The organism is Duganella sp. GW821-FHT07G03 (assembly GCF_059418605.1).
In genome coordinates this window covers 289852-309980 of the sequence record NZ_JBWKQE010000003.1, presented here as the reverse complement: position 1 = coordinate 309980, position 20129 = coordinate 289852, and the positions used below count along the sequence as shown (strand labels likewise).

Genomic DNA, 20129 nt, shown 5'->3' with positions numbered 1-20129 from the left:
CTACGGCATATTTGTTGGGTTTATGGCGTGCAGGCGTAGCCAAACCGGCCTACAACATGTAATACTTTGATATCATCTTTCTAGTGAGTACGCTGCCCATGGCGTTGAAACAGTATCTGCCGTCCACCCTGCGGTTCCGGCTCAGCGGCCTGGTCATGCTGCTGGTGCTGGGAGCGACCGTCACCGTGACGGTGGTGGCGCTGGTGCTGGCCGAGCGCGACATGAAGGAAGTCATCGGCAGCCAGCAGTACGCCTTGCTGTCCGGCGCCGCCGCCCACATCGACGAGCACCTGGCCGGCAAGAAGGCCATGCTGGCGGCGCTGGCCGAATCGCTGCCGGCGCCCACGCTGCGCGATCCCGCGGCGCTGCGCGCCTACCTGAAGGCGCGGCCGACCGCGCGCGGCCAGTTCTCTTTTCTGGAAATCTACGACGGCGACGGCCTGCTGACCGGCGCGCTGGAAGAGGACATGCCGGCGCAGCCCTTTCGCGCCGCCGGCCAGGAATGGTTCGACCTGACCGTGGCGCGCGGGCGCGGCGTGGTGTCGGCGCCGTTCGCCAGCAAGCTGGCCGGCGCGCCGACGGTGCTGATCACGGCGCCGGTGTTCGACGGCGACGGCCGCGTGGCGCTGGTGCTGGCCGGCGGCATCAACCTGCTGCACTATGCGCCGTTCGAGTCGCTCAGCGCGCTCAAGCCGGGCAGCACCGGCTTCACCTTCATCATGACCGCCGAAGGCGTCCTGCTCAGCCATCCGAACAAGGCGCGGCTGCTGCACCATATTAACGAGCGTCCGGGCAACAACCGCGCCACCGAGATGGCGCTGGGCGGCTTCCAGGGCTGGACCGAGGCCGAGAACAAGGACGGCGTCAGGGGCATCTATTCCTATCGCCGCCTGCAGCATGCGCGCTGGATCGTCGCGGCGCGCTTCCCCAGCGACGAGGCGCTGGCGCCGTTGCGCGAGATGCGCTACGAGGCCGCCGCCGCGGCGACGTTGTTTGCCTGCCTGGCCGGCCTGCTGTCCTGGCTGGGCATCGCGCGGCTGCTGCGGCCCTTGCAGCGGCTGCGCCGCAACATCGCCGAGATTAAGAACAGCCGCGCCGGCATCCAGGTGCTGCAACTGGACCGCAAGGACGAAATCGGCGAATTGAGCGGCGCCTTCTACCGCCTGATGGCCGAACGCGAGGCGGCCCAGCTGCGCACCTACGAAAGCGAAAAACGGGCGCGCATCCTGGCCGACAACCTGCCGCTGCTGATCGCCTACCTGGACCGGGAACGGCGCTACCTGTTCACCAACGCGCACTATCGCAGCCAGTTCGGCCTCGATCCGCAGCAGATGCTGGGCCAGACCGTGTCCGACATTTTCGGCGCCGCCGCCGACAGCTGGCTGGGCGACCTGGATCAGGCGCTGCTGGGGCGCCGGCTGCACTTCGAGCGCGCCTTCGAGCGGCACGGCCTGACGCAGCACTTCATGGTGGACCTGGTGCCGGACGTGGCCGCCGACGGCATGGTGGTGGGTACTTATCTGATGGCGATGGATATCACCGACCGCAAGAACGCGGAGCTGATCCAGGCCGCCGGCGAGCAGCGCGCCGCCGCCGCCAGCCGCGCCAAGAGCGAGTTCGTGGCCAATATGAGCCACGAGATCCGCACGCCGATGAACGCGGTGCTGGGCGTGGCCTACCTGCTGGGCAATACGGACCTGAGCGCGCAGCAGAAGGAGTACGTGGACATGATACGTTCGTCCGGCAATGTGCTGCTGGGGATCTTGAACGATGTGCTGGACTTCTCCAAGATCGAAGCCGGCCGCATGGAGCTGGCGCCGTCGACCTTCCAGCTGGACGAGGTGCTGGCGGCGGTCAATACGGTGATGACGACCACGGTGGCCGCCAGCGGCATCCGCTTCGACATCGCCACCGACGCCGCGGTGCCGCGGGCGCTGGTGGGCGACGCCATGCGCCTGCAGCAGATCCTGATCAATTTGGTCGGCAACGCCATCAAGTTCACCGAGCGCGGGCAGGTGCTGCTGCGGGTGGAGCGCTCGGCCAACGGCATGGCCGGCTATGCCGGCGACGCCGTTGGCCTGCGCTTCGTGGTGCGCGACACCGGCATCGGCATGGACCAGGAGCAGCAGAGCCGCCTGTTCGAAGCCTTCAACCAGGCCGACGCCTCGACCACGCGCCGCTTTGGCGGCACCGGGCTGGGACTGGCGATCTGCCGCCGCCTGGCCGAGTTGATGGGCGGCGCCATCGCCGTCAGCAGCGCGCCGGGCGAGGGCAGCGAGTTTGTCGTCACCTTGCCGTTCCTGCTGCCGAAGGCCGAGCTGGCGGCGGCGCCCGAGCCGGCCGACGAGGATCCGGCGGAGCAGCGCCTGCGCGGCGTGCGCCTGCTGCTGGTGGAGGACCATCCGCTCAACCAGGTGGTGGCGCGCGGCATGCTGGAATACGCCGGCGCCAGCGTCGACGTGGCGGAGAACGGCCAGTTGGCGGTGGAGCGCCTGCGCGAGCATCCGGGCGACTATGACATCGTGCTGATGGACGTGCAGATGCCGGTGATGGACGGCTTTGCGGCGACCGGTGTGATACGGCGCGAGCTCAAACTGGACCTGCCCATCCTGGCGATGACGGCCGGGGTGATGCAATCGGAGCAGGAGCGCTGCATCGCCGCCGGCATGAACGACTTCATCGCCAAGCCAGTCGACGTCGAGCAGATGCTAGACATCATTACGCGCCATATTCCGGCCGGACGCCGTGCCTGACAGGGCGTTGCGGCGACCTCCCGACCTCCATTTCGCGCCGGCTGGCTGCATTTCGCGCCGGCTTTGCGCATTTCGTCGCATCGTTCTCCGGGCCGGCGGGCCGCTGGCTAGAGTGGAGATTCTTTCACTCAACGGAGTTCATCATGCGATCCACCAGCCTTGCCGCAGCAATCCTGTCCATCATGGCCACCCTGGCGCTGGCGCCCGCCGTCGCCGCCGACCTGAAGATCGCCGTGACCGGCGTCTCCAGCGGCGAGGGCCACATCATGGTCGCCCTGTACAACTCGGCCGAGAGCTTCCTGGACAAGCCGTTCCGCGCGACCGCCGCGCCGGCCGTGGCGGGGGCCACGCAGATCGAATTCAAGGACCTGCCGGCTGGCGACTACGCGTTCTCGCTGTACCACGACGCCAACGCCAACGGCAAAATGGACCGCAACCTGGTCGGCATGCCGACCGAGGACTACGCCTTCAGCAACAACGCCATGGGCAAACGCGGCGCGCCGGAGTATGCGGCCGCGCGCTTTGCGTTGCCAGCCAGCGGCGCGACGACCAGCGTCAGCCTGCGCTGATCGGGGAGGTCGACATGAGCCATGCGAAGAACGAACGCCGCCAGTTCCTGACCCGCAGTATCAGCCTGGCCGCGCTGGGCCTGAGTTCCGGCGCCGCGCTGGCCGACAGCGACACCTACCGCCGCTTCCACCAGGCGTTCGAGCATGACGCCAGGCTGTCGGCGTATGCCGGCGTCACCGGCGAACTGGCCGGCGATGCGGTGGTCCACGGCCGCATGCCGGACGACCTGCAAGGGACGTTCTATCGCAACGGGCCTGGCCGCTTTGAACTGGGCGGCGAACGCTATCACCACTGGTTTGACGGCGACGGCTACGTCCAGCGCTGGCAGCTCGGCGGCGGCAAGGTCAGTCATCGCGGCCGCTTCGTCGCCACCCAGAAGTTCATCGAAGAGACGGCGGCCGGCCAGTTCCTGTACCCGGCCTTCGGCACCTACATCGACCGCAGGCCGGTCAAGACCAACGACACGGTCAACGTCGCCAATACCAACCTGCTGCCGTTCGGCGGCCATGTGTACGCCCTGTGGGAAGGCGGCTCGGCCATCGAAGTCGATCCGCAGACGCTGGCGACGCGCGGCGTCAAGACCTGGCGCCCGGACCTGAAGGCCATGCCGTTCTCCGCCCATCCCAAGGCCGACCCGGACGGCGGCTTGTGGAACTTCGGGAACATGCCAGGCGCGGACAAGTTGATGATCTATCGCCTGAACGCGGCCGGCGAGGTGGCGCGCACCGGCATCGTCGAGGTGCCCGACCTGAACATGGTGCACGACTTCGCCATCAGCGCGCGTCACCTGATCTTCCTGGTGCCGCCTTACGACATGAAGTCCGAGCCTGAGATCAGCCTGGGCGACAGCCTGCACTGGGCCGGCGCAACGCGGCCGCTGCGCGTGGTGGTCATCGCCAAGGATACGCTGCAACTGCGCCAGGTGTTCGAACTGCCGGCGCGCATGGTGTTCCACTTCGGGAACGCGTTTGAAGACGGCGCCTGCACCCGGTTGGACGCCGTGATGCACGAGGGCGATACGCTGCACGAACTGGCGGACGTCATGCATGGCGAGATACGGCCATTCCGCGACGCCTCCAGCACGGTGCAGATCACGCTGGACTACGCCACGGGACAGGCGCGCGAGGCGCGGCTGTTCGGCGCCAGCGAATTCCCGAGGGTGGCGCCGCAGGTGGTATCGGTACGCCACCGCAAGCTGGCGGTGATGGGCGTGGCGCAGGGCAGTCCGGACGACAGCTTCAATACCGTGAACCTGATCGACATCGACAGCGGCAAGGCGGACAGCTACCGCTTCGACGCCGGCTGGGTGGCGGAGGAGCATGTGCTGGTGCCAAGGCGCGGCGCCCGCTCCGAGACCGACGGCTATCTGGTCGGCGTCGCCCAGGATGGGCGGCGGGGCCAGACGGTGTTGACCGTGTTTGATGCGCACAACATCAAAGCCGGCCCGCGGGCGATGGCGCGCCTATCTTATGCGTCGCCGCCCTGCATTCATGGTAACTTTCTGCCGGCCTGAATATTTTGGAAACCACGATGAACCACAGCAGCAAGCAAGCCACGGCGCCTTCGTGCGCCGATAACGCGCGGTTGGCGCATCCGCTGGACCTGATCCCATTCTTCCGGCGCCGGCCGGCGTCAACGGGACGCAATCTGTTGTACACCCTGATCTGGAACTGTGGCCTGGGCACGGTCTTGACGGTGGTCGATGTACTGGTGTCGGGCAGCGAGCGGCTGGTGACGGGGCACTGGCTGCCGATGCTGTTCGTGTCCAACCTGATCGGTTTCCTGATCCACTTCGGGCACCTGCTGGCCAACGCCGTCAGCGGCGGCTGGCCGCGCCGCGCCAAGGGCTTGCCACGGCTGGTGTTCAGCATCGCGCTGGTGGGGGCGAGCGTGATGCTGGGTTTGGGGATGGGGACCGCGCTGCTGAACGGTAAAGGCTTCGCGCAGGTGATGGACAACCGCAATGCGCTGAACCAGTCGCTGGTGCTGGCCGCGGTCATCGCCCTGGTGATGTACCTGATCAGCAGCAGCGCCGAGCGGCGCGTGGCGCAGGCGCTGGAAAAGGCGAAACAACAGGAGCTGATCGCCTTCACGGCACGCCTGCTGGCCGAGGCGCGGCTGCGCGCCCTGCAGGCGCAGATCGAGCCGCACTTCCTGTACAACACGCTGGCCAACGTGGTGAGCCTGATCGGCTCGCAGCCGGCCAAGGCCCAGCACATGCTGGAGCGGTTTATCGATTATCTGCGCGCCAGCCTGGCGGCCAGCCGCAGCGAGGAGGCCACGCTGGGCTCCGAGGCCAAGCTGATCGCCGCCTACCTGGATGTGCTGGCGGTGCGCATGGGCGAGCGGCTGCGCTACCGCATCGAAGTGCCCGATGCCTTGCGCCAGTTCGCGATCGCGCCGATGCTGCTGCAACCGGTGGTGGAAAACGCCATCTCGCACGGGCTGGAACCGAAGGTGGAGGGCGGCGAGATCGTGGTCAGCGCGCGCGCGGAGGGCCATCACATTTACCTGCAAATCAGCGATACCGGCGTGGGCCCGGGCAGCACCATGTCGTCCAAGCCGGGCGGCGGGGTAGGGCTGAGCAATCTGCGCGAACGCCTGCGTAGTTTGTACGGCGGCGCAGCTAGGGTAGAATTATTGGAAAATCAACCTTGCGGCATGACGGTGCGCCTCATGTTGCCTTTAAATGCGAGTCCGCCATCGATACACTCCGTGCCCTGATCGCCGATGATGAAGAACATCTGCGTGATTATCTGGAAGGCCAGCTGAAGACAGCGTGGCCGGAACTGAAGGTGGTTGCCAAGGCGGCCAACGGCCTCGAAGCCCTGCGCATGATCGACGAGCAGGCACCGGACGTGGTGTTCCTCGACATCCGCATGCCTGGCATGACGGGGCTGGACGTGGCCGCGCGCCTGGTGGCCGGCGCCAAGCCGCCGCACATCGTGTTCGTGACGGCCTTCGACCAGTATGCGGTGGAGGCGTTCGAGCATTCGGCGGTCGATTACCTGCTCAAGCCCGCGAGCCTGGAACGGCTGAATAAAACGGTCAGCAAGCTGAAAGCCGCGCTGCGTTCAAGCGCGCCGGCAGCGGCGGCCGGCGTGACGGCGGCGACGCTGCAAGCGCTGTTGCAGCAGTTGGGCGGTGCTGTCCCCGTCGCCCCGGCGCCGGCGCCCACCTTGCAGTGGATACGCGCCTCGCAGGGCGAACACACGCGGCTGATCGCCATCGACGAGGTGATCTACTTCCAGAGCAACGACAAGTACACCAGCGTGTTCCTGGCCGACGGCGAGAGTCTGATCCGCACGCCGATCAGCAAGCTGCGCGAGCAGCTGGACGAGCAGCAGTTCTGGCAGATACACCGCAGCGTGATCGTCGCCGCGCGCCACGTGGCCGGCACCCGCCAGGATTTTCGCGGCCGCCTGATGGTGGAGCTGAAGGGCCGCGAGGAGCAGCTGGTCGTCAGCCGTAACTACGTGGACCTGTTCCGGCAGATGTAGGCGCCAGCAGCCTGGCGAAGGCCGCGTGCCCCTTGGGCGTCACGCTCACCACGCGCGAACGCGGCGCGCGCAAGATCCAGCCCTCCCGCACATACATCTCCAACAGCGCCGCACCCAGCGTGCCCGAAAGGTGGGGGCGGCGCTGGGTCAGGTCGACACAGCAGCGCGCGAACGGGCGCCGGCTTCCTGGCAGCGGCTGGTCGGGAACGCCCAATGCCGTCAACTGCCGCCTGCCTGTTTCCGTCAATTGGTAGTCCTGGCCGGCGATCGCCAGCCACTGGTCGTCGATCATTTTCTGCAGCAGTTGCACCGCGAGTTCGCCGGCCAGATGGTCGTAGCAGGTGCGCGCTTGCAGGAAGTGCGGCGGCATCGCGCGCACCAGCGCCGGCGCCGGCGGCTTTTTGGGCTTGATCGACATGCTGAACGAGGCCAGGCTTTCAATCAGGTGCGCAGCTTCAGGGCTGGCGATGCGGAAGTAGCGATGACGGCCTTGCGCGTCCGCCACCAGCAGCCTGCCGTCGACCAGTTTCGCCAGGTGGGCGCTGGCCGATTGCGCCGAGATGTTGGCGGCGAAGGCCAGTTCGCCCGCCGGCCTGCGGGTGCCGTCGATCAGTGTCCAGGCGATCCTGGCGCGGGCCGGGTCGGCCAGCAAGGCCGCGACCAGCGCAATGTCAGGATTGTCGTCCATTGTTCATCCCACGCTGAATTATCAGTGCTTATCTTGCCTCAGAATGCGATGCATTGTCCATAACAAGGAGCGTCAATGAACACACAGCACAATACCGGCGTAGCGGAGCGGATAGGGAGATATGCCGATGGGGTGGAGGCGCCGGCCGGCGCGCGATGGCTGTACAGCGCGGGCACGCCGGGCATGCGGGCGGATGGCACGCTGCCCGGCGATATCGCGGGCCAGACCGAACTGGCGTGGTCGAATATCATGGCGTTGCTGGACCAGGCCGGCATGACGGCGGCCGACATCGTCAAGATGACGCACTACCTGGTCAACGCCGCGGACCTGCCGGCTTGCGTCGCGGTGCGTAACCGCGTGCTGGGCGAGCTGCGCCCAGCGTCGATGCTGATGGTGGTGGCGGCCCTGCCGCGGCCGGATTTCCTGGTGGAAGTGGAAATCGTCGCGGCGCGGCCGGTGCTTACTTGCCCAGTACCGGCTTGACCTTGGCCGCCGCTTCCTTGGCGTGCAGGCGCGCGGTTTCCACGTCGTCGGCCACGGCCAGCGCCACGCCCATGCGGCGGCGCGCGAACGATTCCGGCTTGCCGAACAGGCGGATATCGGTGCCCGGCACGCGCAGCGCTTCGGCCACGCCTTCGAAGGCGATGCCCGCCGCCTCGTGCTGGCCGTAGATCACTGCCGACGCGCCAGGCGTCTTCAGCGCCACGTTGACCGGCAGGCCGAGGATGGCCTTGGCGTGCAGTTCGAATTCGCTTTGCACCTGGGTCGCCATGGTCACCATGCCGGTGTCGTGCGGGCGCGGGCTCACTTCCGAGAACCAGACCATATCTTCCTTGACGAACAGCTCGACGCCGAACAGGCCCAGGCCACCCAGGTCGCCGGTGACTTTCGCAGCGATGTCGCGGGCGCGCTCCAGCGCCAATGGATTCATGCGGCACGGTTGCCAGGATTCGACGTAGTCGCCCTGCACCTGCACGTGGCCGATCGGATCGCAGAACTGCGTCACGACCTTGCCGTCGGCGCCGATGGAGCGCACCGTCAGCAGCGTGATTTCGTAGTCGAAGTCGATGAAGCCTTCGACGATGACGCGGCCCGAATCCACGCGGCTGCCGGCGGCGGCGTAGTCCCAGGCGGCTTTGACTTCGGCGGCGCTGTCGATCTTGGACTGGCCCTTGCCCGACGAGGACATGACCGGCTTGATCACGCACGGGAAGCCGATGGCGGCGGTGGCGGCCTCCAGTTCCGCCAGGCTGCTGGCGAAGCGGTAGGGCGACGTTGCCAGGCCCAGGGTTTCGGCGGCCAGGCAGCGGATGCCTTCGCGGTTCATGGTCAGCTGGGCCGCGCGCGCGGTCGGGATGCAGGTGATCTTGCCGGCTTTTTCCAGCGCCGCCAGGGTGTCGGTGGCGATGGCTTCGATTTCAGGCACGATCAGGTCTGGCTTTTCCTGTTCGATCAGCGCGGCCAGGGCGGCGCCGTCGGCCATGTTGATGACATGGGCGCGGTGGGCGACCTGGTGGCCGGGGGCATTCGGGTAACGGTCTACGGCGATCACTTCCACGCCCAGGCGCTGCAGGGCGATGATGACTTCCTTGCCGAGTTCACCGGAGCCGAGCAGCATGACTTTGGTGGCGGTAGGAGACAGGGGAGTGCCGAAAATGCGGGGAGTGTTCATGTAAACGTCCGGGAGTAAAGGGGAAACGGTAAATGGCGCGCAGGCGCAGCGCTGTTAGAACGAGTAGACCAGCGTCACCGACGTTTGGGTATCGGTGTTCTTTTTATCTTCCGGCACATTGGTGTCGTTGCGGACACTGAACGCGGCCTTCATCTGCATGGTGCTGTTGATTTTGGTGCGCAGCGCCGTCTCGGCCAGCGAATGGATGTTCGAGGTGCCGCGTTCCACGCTCAGGTTCTGGGTGAACAGGGCGCTGTCGCTCAATTTCCATTTCAGGTTGGCCGCGCCGCGTACGGTCATGCCGCTTTCCGCTTCGCCGGTTGAACGGGTGCCGTTGAAATAACCAGGGCCGATTTCCACGTCCAGGCTGTGGTCCGGCGTTTTATAAGTCTCGGTGCCGTAGCCGACGCCCACGGTGGAGTAGCGCGTGTAGGCGCCGAATTTGTCGTTGACGTGGGTGGCCAGCGCGAACAGCTTGTCGTGATCCTGAAGCAGCTTGTATGCGGCCTTGGCGGAGAACGAATAGCGCTGGGCGGAACGTTCGCGCACTTTTTCGCCATCGGCTTGCGTGACCTGTTCGTCCTTGAAATAGCCGGCCAGGACGTACTCGTTGCTCCAGTCAGGCAGCTCCTGCCTGGCATCCAGCTTGCCGGTCACCGAGGTACCGACCGTGTTACCGGAAGTGGAGATGGCGCCCAGTTCAGCAGAGTTGTTCCAGCCGTGTACAGAGGCGGTATCCGCTGCCGCAAGGCCGTGGACCAGGGTAAGGGTGGGGATGAGGAAGATCGCTTTCATGGCGATATTGTACCTTAGCCCAAAAAACAACGCATTCAAAGGGGCGTCAAGGCTACGTGCGAGGCCGTACAGAAAAACAACCAAGCTTGCGAGAAGATCAATATACTTTATAAAGGGATATCGATCATGAACGCCGCGCTCAGAGTGTCGCAGTTGCTGTTATGTGTAGGACTGGTTGCCGGTTCTGTGTGCGCTAGCGCCGCAGTGAATCGCTGTGTATCTGCCGAAGGCAAGGTGCTGTTGACCGATGCCGATTGTCCGGCGGAGAGCCGGCCGGACGCCAGCGATGACGGCGCGGTGGGCGTCGCGATCAATAGCGGCGGCGCGCTCGTGGCAGCGAGTGCGCCAGAGGTTTTGCCGGTAGCGTCGCTGCCGCGTAGCCGCTGGGCCGATCTGCCGCGTCCTTTGGTACGCAAGAGCATGGGGCAGGACGCTGGAACGCTGCAGGCGGCATATCAAACCATGCAGATGCACGACGAGATGCGCCGTCAGCAGCGTCTGGTCTCGCTACGCTAACGAGGAGCCGTATGAGAGCTATCACCGCTGTGGCACTGACCGCAATGATGTTCGCCTATGGCGCCCGCGCCGATGACAATGTCGCCTACCTGGCCAATATCACCACGTACGGCGCCGGCATCGGCGACTCTGCGGGCGCAGCGTGGGGCGGCGGCATGGCACGGCTCGACAGCGTGACGGATGGCGCGTTCAATCCGATTGGGCAGCAGTGGAATTTCGATTCGGTGTATTGGTCCGGCACGCAGAGTGGCGTGACCATCACGCTAGCCCATGCTGCGTTGGTCAGTCAGCTGGTGCTGGAAGCCGATAGCAATGACGACTACCATATCGAGTTCCTCGACCGGGACCATGTCTGGCAGGGGTTGACGGCCGTCGATATGGACAGCAACCCTCCCGGACAAAACCTGTATGGTGGGCCGTTGGAGACGCCGGTCGTGGCGCGGGCGTTTCGCATCTCCGCCAGTGGCGACAATCACTATGCGATCGCCGAGTTCCAGGCGATAGGAGCGTGGGTAGTCGATGAGGAACCGGTCGTGCTGCCGGTATCCCCGGTCGATCCGTTGCCGGTGCCGGAGCCTGCCAGCTACCTGATGCTGGCCGCAGGCCTGGCGTTGCTGGCGGTCGCAGGTCGCAAGAACATCAACTGGTCAGCCAGTAATCCGGCCGCGCGTAGATTTCCTTCAGCATGTCGATGAAGAAGCGCACCTTGGCCGGCAAGTGTCGCTGCTGCGGATACACGGCCACGATGTCGTACTGCGGCAGCGCGTAGTCGTCCAGCACCGTAATCAACTCGCCCGACGCCAGTTGCGACTGGATCTCCCACGACGAGCGCCACGCCAGCCCCAGTCCTTCCGTGGCCCAGCGGTGCAGCAGCTCACCGTCGTTGCAGTTCAAATTGCCATCCGCCCGCACCGTCACCTGCTTGCCATGATCCTGGAAGTACCAGCCTCGCTGTTGGCCGCCTTGCAGGTTGAAGGCCAGGCAGTTGTGCTGCGACAGATCGTCCAGCGTGCGCGGAATGCCGTGGCGTTCGAAGTATTCCGGCGTGCCGCATACCACGCGCCGGTTGCTTGCCAGCTTGACGGCGACGAAGCTGGGATCGATCACGCCGCCAATGCGGATACCGACGTCATAACCATCCCGCACCAGATCGACCACGCGGTCGGTCAGGTTGAACGATATCTGCACGTCCGGGTGCGCGCGCACAAAACCCGCCGCATGGGGCGCCACATGCTTGCGGCCGAAGGCGGCTGGCGCCGAGACGATCAGGTGGCCGGTGGCGCGGTGCCGTCCCTCGGACACCATGCGGTCCGCATGCCCCAGATCCGCGAGCAATTTGCGGCAATGGTCCAGGTATAGCGTGCCTTGTTCGGTCAGCGTCAGATGGCGGGTGGTGCGGTGCATCAGCTTCACCCCCAGGCGCTTTTCCAGCGCGTCGATACGCCTGCCCAGCATGACGGGCGTGATGTGCTGGCCCATCGCCGCGCGTACCAGGCTGCCCTTTTCGGCCACGTCGACGAAGGCCTCGATTTGCGTCAATTTATCCATATGCAGATTATTCCACACTTATTCCATATTTTGAGTATCGAATAAAGCGAGAGTTTGTCTTCTTATCACAGGCCGCCTTTCCCGCTACGATGATCCCATCAAGTTCAGTACTTAACCATCAGGGGACAATCATGGCACGGATGACAGCAGCGCAGGCAGCAGCAATCGTTTTGGAAAAAGAGGGCGTGAATCAGGTGTTCGGAGTTCCGGGCGCCGCGATCAACCCATTCTACGCGGCGTTGAAGAAGCAGGGCAGCGCCAAGCACATACTGGCGCGTCACGTCGAAGGCGCTTCGCACATGGCCGAGGGCTACACCCGCGCCAAGGCCGGCAACATCGGCGTCTGCATCGGCACCTCCGGCCCGGCCGGCACCGACATGATCACCGGCCTGTATTCGGCCCAGGCGGATTCCATACCTATCCTCTGCATCACCGGCCAGGCCCCGCGTGCCCGCCTGTACAAAGAGGACTTCCAGGCAGTCGATATTGAATCGATCGCCAAGCCGGTGACCAAGTGGGCCGTGACCGTGCGTGAGCCGGCGCTGGTGCCGATGGTGTTCCAGCAGGCCTTCCACATCATGCGCTCCGGCCGTCCAGGCCCGGTGCTGGTCGACCTGCCGTTCGACGTGCAGATGGCCGAAATCGAATTCGATCCGGACACCTACCAGCCGCTCGAGGCCTACAAGCCTAAAGCCACCCGCGCCCAGATCGAAAAAGCGCTGACGATGCTGAACGACGCCGAGAACCCTATCCTGACCCCGGGCGGCGGCGTGATCAACGCCAACGCCTCCGAGCTGCTGGTGCAATTCGCCGAACTGACCGGCATTCCAGTGATCCCGACGCTGATGGCGTGGGGCTGCATCCCGGACGATCACCCGCTGATGGTCGGCATGGCCGGCTTGCAGACCAGCCACCGCTACGGCAACGCCACCGTGCTGGCATCGGACTTCGTGTTCGGCATCGGTAACCGCTGGGCCAACCGCCACACCGGCACCATCGAGGTGTACACCAAGGACCGCAAGTTCGTCCACATCGACATCGAGCCAACCCAGATCGGTCGCGTCTTCGGCCCGGACTTCGGCATCGTCTCCGACGCAGGCGCCGCGCTGAAGCTGATGATCGAAGTGGCGACCGAATGGAAAGCCGCCGGCAAGCTGAAAAACCGCTCGGCCTGGGTATCGCAGTGCCAGGAACGCAAGCGCACCATGCAGCGCAAGACTCACTTCGAACAAGTGCCGGTCAAGCCGCAGCGCGTGTACGAAGAAATGAACAAGGCTTTCGACCGCAACACCTGCTACGTCAGCACCATCGGCCTGTCGCAGATCGCCGCCGCGCAGTTCCTGCACGTGTACAACGCACGCCACTGGATCAACTGCGGCCAGGCCGGTCCGCTGGGCTGGACCATCTCGGCAGCACTGGGTGTGGTCGCCGCCGACCCGCAGCGCAAAGTGGTGGCGATTTCGGGCGACTACGACTTCCAGTTCATGATCGAAGAACTGGCGGTGGGCGCGCAATTCAAGCTGCCATACCTGCACGTTGTGGTCAACAACTCCTACCTGGGCCTGATCCGTCAATCCCAGCGCGGCTTCGACATGGACTACTGCGTCCAGCTGGCGTTCGAGAACATCAACGCGCCTGAGCTGAACGGCTATGGCGTCGATCACGTCGCCGTGGTGGAAGGCCTGGGTTGCAAGGCGATCCGCGTCCTGAACGCAGACGATCTGCCGGCCGCCTTCGAGCAAGCCCACAAGTGGATGGAAGAGTTCAAGGTGCCGGTGGTGGTGGAAGTGATCCTGGAGCGCGTGACCAACATCGCCATGGGCACCGACCTCGACAAGGTCAACGAGTTCGAAGAGCTGGCGCTGCGCGGCACCGACGCACCAACCGCAATCTCGCTGCTGGACTGAGAGGAATCGTCATGACCAAACTTGCAGCCAACCTGACCATGCTGTTCACCGAAGTGCCGTTCATCGAGCGCTTCGAGGCAGCGGCCCGCGCCGGCTTCCAGGCGGTGGAGTTCCTGTTCCCGTATGCCTACAGCGCCCGCGACCTGTCCGAGCGCCTGAAGGCCAACCAGCTGGAACTGGTGCTCCATAACCTGCCGGCGGGTCACTGGGAAGCCGGCGAGCGTGGCATCGCCTGCCACCCGGACCGTGTGGCCGAGTTCCGCGACGGCGTCTGGACCGCCATCGCCTACGCCAAGGAGCTGGGCGTCAAGCAGGTCAATTGCCTGGTCGGCATTCTGCCGCAGGGCGTGACGCGGCAGGACGCGCAGGTCACGCTGGTGGACAACCTGCGCTTCGCCGCCGCGGCGCTGAAGGACGAGGGCATCCGCCTGCTGATTGAGCCGATCAACAGCTACGACATTCCCGGCTTCTTCCTGACCAACACCGCGCAGGCGGCGTCGCTGATCGCCGCCACCGGTTCGGACAACCTGTTCATCCAGTACGATATCTATCACATGCAGCGCATGGAAGGCGAACTGACGAACACCATCAAGAAGCACCTGCCGCTGATCGGCCACGTGCAGCTGGCGGATAACCCCGGCCGCAATGAACCAGGCACCGGCGAAATCAATTACCGCTACCTGTTCGAGCAGTTGGACGCCTCCGGCTATGACGGCTGGATCGGTTGCGAATACAAGCCGCGCACCACGACGGAAGCGGGCCTGGGCTGGCGCGCCGCTCACGGCGTTTAATTCGGCGTTTAAACCACATCTTTACAAGGAAAATATCATGTCTCGAGTTGGATTTATTGGTCTGGGTATCATGGGCGCACCGATGGCGCAGCACTTGCTGAACGGCGGCCACAAACTGTACCTGCACGACATCAAGAACCCGCCGTTCCCGCTGATCGAAGCCGGTGCGACGGTCTGCACCTCGGCCGCCGAAGTGGCCGCGCGCGCCGACATCATCATCGTCATGGTGCCGGATACCCCGCACGTTGAAGCTGCGCTGTTCGGCGAAGAAGGCGTGGCCAAGGGCCTGCGTCCGAACACCATCGTGGTCGACATGAGCTCGATCTCGCCGATCGAAACCAAGAAATTCGCCAAGAAGATCAATGCGCTCGGTTGCGAATATCTGGATGCGCCGGTGTCCGGCGGCGAAGTCGGCGCCAAGGCCGGTTCGCTGACGATCATGGTCGGCGGCTCGGAAGCGGCGTTCGAAATCGTCAAGCCGCTGTTTGAACTGATGGGCAAGAACATCACCCTGGTCGGCGGCAACGGCGACGGCCAGACCACCAAGGTCGCCAACCAGATCATCGTTGCGCTGAACATCCAGGCAGTGGCCGAGGCGCTGCTGTTCGCATCCAAGGCCGGCGCCGATCCTGCCAAGGTACGCTCGGCGCTGATGGGCGGCTTCGCCAACTCCCGCATCCTGGAAGTGCACGGCGAGCGCATGGTCAAGCGCACCTTCAATCCGGGCTTCCGCATCGAACTGCACCAGAAGGACTTGAACTTGGCCCTGCAAGGCGCCAAGGCGATGGGCGTGTCGCTGCCGAATACCGCGATGGCGCAGGAGCTGATGAATGCCTGCGCGGCCAATGGCCTGGGCGGCATGGACCACTCGGCACTGTGCCGCGCGATCGAAATCATGTCCAACCACCAGATCGCCGAGGCGTAATGAGTACCCTGAATCCACGCCAATTCCTGCTCGATCTGTATGGCAGCGCGGTGGACGCTGTCAGTGCCGAGAAGTGTCTGCCGGCCTACCTGCCGGAGCCGCCGACGAACGGCCGCACGCTGGTGATCGGCGCAGGCAAGGGCGCCGCCGCCATGGCGCGCGCCGTGGAGCGCCACTGGAAAGGTGACATCTCCGGGCTGGTCGTCACGCGCTACGAGCATGGCGTGGACTGCGAGCGCATCGAAGTGATCGAAGCGGCCCATCCGGTGCCGGACGAAGCGGGACTTGCCGCCGCCGGCCGCATGATGGAGATGGTAAAGGGCCTGAGCGAGAACGATCTGGTGTTGTGCCTGATCTCCGGCGGCGGCTCCTCGCTGCTGGCATTGCCGGCGCCCGGCATCACGCTGGAACAGAAGCAGGCGCTGAACAAGGCCTTGCTCAAGAGCGGCGCCGCGATCTCCGAGATGAACTGCGTGCGCAAGCACCTGTCGGCCATCAAGGGCGGCCGGCTGGCGCTGGCTTGCGCGCCGGCTCGCGTGGTCACGCTGCTGATTTCGGACGTCCCTGGCGACGATCCCGGCATCATCGCCAGCGGTCCGACACTGCCCGATCCCACCACCTGCGCCGACGCGCTGGCGGTGCTGCGCAAGTACGACATCGCCATCCCGGACAGCATCCGCGAGCACCTGGAATCCGGCGCCGGCGAGACGCCGAAGCCGGGCGATCCACGCTTCGCCCGCAACAGCCATCACGTCATCGCCATCGCGCAGGACGCGTTGGAAGCGGCGGCGGCGCATGCGCACGCGGTGGGCATCACGCCTTACATCCTGTCCGACGGGATTGAAGGCGAATCGCGCGATGTCGCCATCGTCCACGCGGCGATGGCCCGGCAGGTGGCGACGCGCGGCCAGCCGTTCCAGCGGCCTTGCGTCATCATTTCCGGCGGCGAGACCACGGTCACGGTGCGCGGTTCGGGGCGCGGCGGCCGGAATGCCGAATTCCTGCTCAGCCTTGCGGTGGCGCTGGACGGCCATCCCGGCATCCATGCGGTGGCCTGCGATACCGACGGCATCGACGGTTCCGAGGACAACGCCGGCGCGCTGTACGGCCCGGACTCGCTGGAACGCGGCCTGACGCAGAAGCTGCGGGCCAAGACTCTGCTGGAAAACAACGACGGCTACGGCTACTTCAGCGCGTTGAACGACCTGGTGGTCAGCGGTCCGACCCGCACCAACGTCAACGACTTCCGCGCCGTTTTAATTCTGTAAAAAAGGAATACCCAATGCGACGTCAACGTCAGGCCAAAATCGTGGCCACGCTCGGCCCGGCCAGCAGCAGCAAGGAAGCCATCCAGGCTCTGTTTGAAGCGGGCGCCGATGTGTTCCGCTTTAACTTCAGCCACGGCACCCATCAGGATCATCAGGCGCGCTGCAACATCGTGCGCGAAATCGAACGCAGCGTCGGCCGGCCGATCGCCATCCTGGCCGATCTGCAGGGCCCCAAGCTGCGCGTGGGCCAGTTCGCCGAGGGAAAAGTAACGCTGGTGGCGGGGCAGGAGTTTGCGCTCGACCGCGACACCGCGCCTGGCACCGCGCAGCGCGTCTGCCTGCCGCACCCGGAGCTGTTCGAAGTGATCGGCGCGGGACAGTCGCTGCTGCTGGATGACGGCAAGCTGCGGCTGGCGGTGCTGGGCAATGAAGGCCGCGTAATCCGTACCCGGGTCGTCAACGGCGGCGTGCTGTCGGACCGCAAGGGCGTCAACGTGCCGGACGTGGTGCTGCCTATTCCGGCGCTGACCGAGAAGGATCTGCGCGACCTGGACTTTGCGCTGGAAATGGGCGCCGATTGGATAGCGCTGTCGTTTGTGCAGCGGCCGGAGGATCTGGTGCAGGCACGCGCCATCGTCGGCAACCGCGCATCGCTGCTGGCGAAGCTGGAAAAGCCGGCGGCCCTGGACGCGCTGGACGCCATCGTCGCGGTTTCCGACGCGATCATGGTGGCGCGCGGCGACCTTGGCGTGGAAGTTCCGCCGGAGCGCGTGCCGGGCGTGCAGAAACGCATCCTGCGCGCCTGCCGCCTGCAGGGCAAGCCGATCGTGATCGCCACGCAAATGCTGGAGTCGATGATTTCGGCGCCGGTGCCGACGCGGGCGGAGGCTTCGGACGTCGCCAGTGCGATCTATGACGGCGCCGATGCGGTGATGCTGTCGGCCGAATCGGCCAGCGGCGCCTATCCGACGGAAGCGGTGTCCATGATGAACCGCATCATCTGCGAGGTCGAGAAGGATCCGCTGTACCGTCAGATGATCGACGCCCAGAACCAGGCGCCAATGCCGAACAGCGGCGACGCGATCTGCTCGGCGCTGCGTGATGTGACGCAGATCGTCGGCGCGGTGGCGACGGTGACCTACACCAGCTCCGGCCACACCAGCCTGCGTGCGGCGCGCGAGCGGCCGATGGCGCCTATCCTGAGCATCACGCCTAACCTGTCGACGGCGCGTCGCCTGGCGCTGGCGTGGGGCGTGCATTCGACGGTCAGCCCCGACGTGCGCAATGTGGACCGCATGGTGGCTGCTGCCTGCCAGGCGGCGCTGCGGGAAGGCTTCGGCAAGCCGGGCGACCAGATCGCGATCACCGCGGGCGTGCCGTTCGGCCAGCCGGGCAGCACCAACTTGCTGCGTATCGCGCAGATCTGGCCGGACGACGAGCCGGCGGCAGCGTGATTCTATCGTCGTCGCCTCGCGTTGCAGTGCCTATGGTGTTGCGACGCCAGTTGACGGCGATAGCGCAGATCTACTCCCAGGACTCGCCGATATTCGGTACCGTGCTGCTGCTTTGTTTGTATCTGAACGGGCCGGCGCTGGCCGCTGCTTGCGTGCTCGGCGCCGGCTGCGCCAGCGCCACCGCATGGCTGCTGAGGTTTCCGGAGGCCGAACGGCATCAGGGCCTCTACAGCTACAACGCTGCGCTCATTGGCGCGTGCTTTGGCGCTAGCTATGCGTTATCACTGGCGTCATGCCTGGTCGTTGCGCTGGCCGGCGGCGGCACGGCCGTCGTCTGCCGCGTGGCGCAAGGCGCGCGCTTGCCGGTATTGACCGCGCCGTTCGTCGCGGTGATGTCGCTGGCTGGCGCGCTTGCACCGGACCTTGGCCTGGTTCCGCTTTGGGCCGCCGATGTCGGGGCGCGCGCAGTCAGCTTGCCGGTTTTTCTTTCGTCTTCATTCGGCCAGATCGCCTGCGCTGGCGGAGTGCTGTCGGGTGGACTGCTACTCGCATGCTTCGCCTGGCTTCGCTGGCGCATGGCGGCACGGGCCGCTGGCGGCGCGTGCATCGCGTGGTGCATCCTGGGTGCCGCAACGCATACCTGGCCTGCCGCGCAATTGGACCACTATGCCGCAGCCGTTGGCCTGAACAGCATTCTGGCGGCGATTGCGCTCTATGCATTCCGCATGCCAGGCCATTGGCCGTTCACCGGGGCTGGAGCATGCGCGCTGCTGTGCGTGGCGCTCGGTGCGTTGGACATAGCCTGCTTCACGCTGCCTTTTGTCGCAACAACCTGGCTGCTCTTGAGCATGCCGATAAAAAGATCCAATGGATGTGACTATTCGTGAAAATTTCCCCTTGGGAAACGTGTAGGATCACCCGCGATAAAGCTTTCAAGAAGCCCGCTTGGCCGTTGGCGCTAGGAGTCCTCTGCCTGTTGATGACGTGGTCGGCTCGGCTATTCTTCATCGACAAATACATCAAGGACCCGCCGTTGGCGTTGCCGATTTCGGCAACCTTTGCGTTCTGGGCCGGTCTGTGCGCTACGGCAGTGTTCTTTTTCTTGGCGTGGTTTATTTGCAAGAAGGCTGGTGAAGCGCTCAGTTCAACCACGGGCGCGGTGTTCATGTGCATCGTGGTCGGCCTGGTGACGGTTTTGATCCCGGAACATACGAAGGCGACTTTGCTTATCGTCGGCATCCTTGTCGGCGGCCTGATCATCGTGCTGGGAATCGACCTGCTGGACATGGTTCCGGCGACGGATTTCGCCGGATTGGAAGCAAACAGGCGCAAGTTGCTCCATGCCGGGGTACTGGTCCTAATCGGCATGCTGCTGCCAAATTTCGCTTTCGGAATCGACGGCCTGGTGTTGAAGTCAGTGATGAAGAGCATGGGCGTATATGTCGAGCATGCGACCATCATTGTCGATAAAGACGCCTATGCCAAGATCGAGGCGGCGACCATTTCGCCGGGCCAGCTCATTCGCAGCTGCCACATGGACGCGGACAATATCTCGATCAGCGATGTCCGACTGCTCTGGCATGGCATTGGCGATCGTAGTTATGTCGAGTTCGGGGACGTGGATAAAGGTACGCGGATTGAGTTGGACAGCACCGGCATCCGGAAAGCCAGGAACTCCGATGCCAAGGCCTGGCGCGCGACCGGGCTTGCGCGGTATATCAGAAAATAGGCGCCCATATCTC

General features: G+C 64.9%; 19 protein-coding genes. 15 read left to right on the top strand and 4 right to left on the bottom strand.

Annotated elements, in window-relative coordinates:
• Window positions 1–98 precede the first annotated feature (98 nt).
• The 5 genes from AC07OK_RS07015 to AC07OK_RS06995 all read left to right on the top strand — a co-directional run bounded on the left by AC07OK_RS07015 (window position 99) and on the right by AC07OK_RS06995 (window position 6823).
• Complete coding sequence (locus AC07OK_RS07015) at window positions 99–2753, top strand: ATP-binding protein (protein ID WP_494689624.1); 2655 nt, start codon at window positions 99–101, stop codon at window positions 2751–2753.
• Window positions 2754–2896: 143 nt separating this feature from the next.
• Window positions 2897–3322 carry a DUF2141 domain-containing protein gene (locus tag AC07OK_RS07010; protein WP_494689623.1) on the top strand — a complete coding sequence of 142 codons (426 nt, stop codon included), beginning with the start codon at window positions 2897–2899 and terminating at the stop codon, window positions 3320–3322.
• A 14-nt stretch (window positions 3323–3336) separates the two neighbouring features.
• Window positions 3337–4836, top strand: coding sequence for a carotenoid oxygenase family protein (locus AC07OK_RS07005; protein ID WP_494689622.1), 1500 nt, complete (start codon window positions 3337–3339; stop codon window positions 4834–4836).
• Between the two features lie 17 nt (window positions 4837–4853).
• Window positions 4854–6047: a sensor histidine kinase gene (locus tag AC07OK_RS07000; RefSeq protein ID WP_494689621.1), complete on the top strand. Its 1194-nt coding sequence runs from the start codon at window positions 4854–4856 to the stop codon at window positions 6045–6047.
• 20 nt (window positions 6048–6067) lie between these two features.
• The gene (locus tag AC07OK_RS06995; RefSeq protein WP_494689666.1) at window positions 6068–6823 is read left to right on the top strand and encodes a LytR/AlgR family response regulator transcription factor; all 756 of its coding nucleotides are present in this window, start codon (window positions 6068–6070) and stop codon (window positions 6821–6823) included.
• On the opposite strand, the gene AC07OK_RS06990 is transcribed toward AC07OK_RS06995, so the two are convergent.
• Window positions 6786–7511, bottom strand: a complete 726-nt coding sequence (locus tag AC07OK_RS06990) for an ArsR/SmtB family transcription factor (protein ID WP_494689620.1) — start codon at window positions 7509–7511, stop codon at window positions 6786–6788. The genes AC07OK_RS06995 and AC07OK_RS06990 overlap by 38 nt on opposite strands.
• A gap of 75 nt (window positions 7512–7586) precedes the next feature.
• On the opposite strand from AC07OK_RS06990, the gene AC07OK_RS06985 reads away from it, so the two are divergent.
• Window positions 7587–7994 (top strand): RidA family protein, encoded by a 408-nt coding sequence (locus AC07OK_RS06985; protein WP_494689619.1) that lies wholly within the window; start codon window positions 7587–7589, stop codon window positions 7992–7994.
• Here the strand turns inward: AC07OK_RS06985 and purT are convergent.
• Entirely contained in the window at window positions 7972–9183 is a 1212-nt protein-coding gene (gene purT / locus AC07OK_RS06980) for a formate-dependent phosphoribosylglycinamide formyltransferase (protein WP_494689618.1), read from the bottom strand. The genes AC07OK_RS06985 and purT overlap by 23 nt on opposite strands.
• Before the next feature lie 54 nt (window positions 9184–9237).
• Window positions 9238–9978 carry a DUF481 domain-containing protein gene (locus AC07OK_RS06975; RefSeq protein WP_494689617.1) on the bottom strand — a complete coding sequence of 247 codons (741 nt, stop codon included), beginning with the start codon at window positions 9976–9978 and terminating at the stop codon, window positions 9238–9240.
• A gap of 126 nt (window positions 9979–10104) precedes the next feature.
• Here AC07OK_RS06975 and AC07OK_RS06970 point away from each other — a divergent pair, with 126 nt between their 5' ends.
• Complete coding sequence (locus AC07OK_RS06970; protein ID WP_494689616.1) at window positions 10105–10494, top strand: hypothetical protein; 390 nt, start codon at window positions 10105–10107, stop codon at window positions 10492–10494.
• Between the two features lie 11 nt (window positions 10495–10505).
• The gene (locus tag AC07OK_RS06965) at window positions 10506–11189 is read left to right on the top strand and encodes a PEP-CTERM sorting domain-containing protein (protein WP_494689615.1); all 684 of its coding nucleotides are present in this window, start codon (window positions 10506–10508) and stop codon (window positions 11187–11189) included.
• On the opposite strand, the gene AC07OK_RS06960 is transcribed toward AC07OK_RS06965, so the two are convergent.
• On the bottom strand, window positions 11134–12042 hold the full coding sequence (locus AC07OK_RS06960; protein WP_217942814.1) for a LysR family transcriptional regulator: 909 nt from the start codon (window positions 12040–12042) through the stop codon (window positions 11134–11136). The two genes, AC07OK_RS06965 and AC07OK_RS06960, sit on opposite strands and share 56 nt — an antisense overlap.
• A 131-nt stretch (window positions 12043–12173) precedes the next feature.
• Between AC07OK_RS06960 and gcl the strand changes: the two genes are divergently transcribed.
• From gcl to AC07OK_RS06925, 7 genes are all read left to right on the top strand, one after another.
• A complete protein-coding gene (gene gcl / locus AC07OK_RS06955) occupies window positions 12174–13949 on the top strand; it encodes a glyoxylate carboligase (RefSeq protein WP_494689614.1) in 1776 nt (591 codons plus the stop codon).
• A gap of 11 nt (window positions 13950–13960) precedes the next feature.
• Window positions 13961–14740 (top strand): hydroxypyruvate isomerase, encoded by a 780-nt coding sequence (hyi, locus tag AC07OK_RS06950; protein ID WP_494689613.1) that lies wholly within the window; start codon window positions 13961–13963, stop codon window positions 14738–14740.
• Window positions 14658–15665, top strand: a complete 1008-nt coding sequence (locus AC07OK_RS06945; RefSeq protein ID WP_494689612.1) for a 2-hydroxy-3-oxopropionate reductase — start codon at window positions 14658–14660, stop codon at window positions 15663–15665. The genes hyi and AC07OK_RS06945 overlap by 83 nt, the downstream gene beginning before the upstream one ends.
• Window positions 15665–16933, top strand: coding sequence for a glycerate kinase type-2 family protein (locus AC07OK_RS06940; RefSeq protein WP_494689611.1), 1269 nt, complete (start codon window positions 15665–15667; stop codon window positions 16931–16933). The genes AC07OK_RS06945 and AC07OK_RS06940 overlap by 1 nt, the downstream gene beginning before the upstream one ends.
• A 14-nt stretch (window positions 16934–16947) precedes the next feature.
• Window positions 16948–18387, top strand: a complete 1440-nt coding sequence (gene pyk, locus AC07OK_RS06935) for a pyruvate kinase (protein WP_494689610.1) — start codon at window positions 16948–16950, stop codon at window positions 18385–18387.
• A 32-nt stretch (window positions 18388–18419) separates the two neighbouring features.
• Window positions 18420–19274, top strand: coding sequence for an urea transporter (locus AC07OK_RS06930; RefSeq protein WP_494689609.1), 855 nt, complete (start codon window positions 18420–18422; stop codon window positions 19272–19274).
• Window positions 19275–19366: 92 nt separating this feature from the next.
• Entirely contained in the window at window positions 19367–20116 is a 750-nt protein-coding gene (locus tag AC07OK_RS06925) for a hypothetical protein (RefSeq protein WP_494689608.1), read from the top strand.
• Window positions 20117–20129 lie beyond the last annotated feature (13 nt).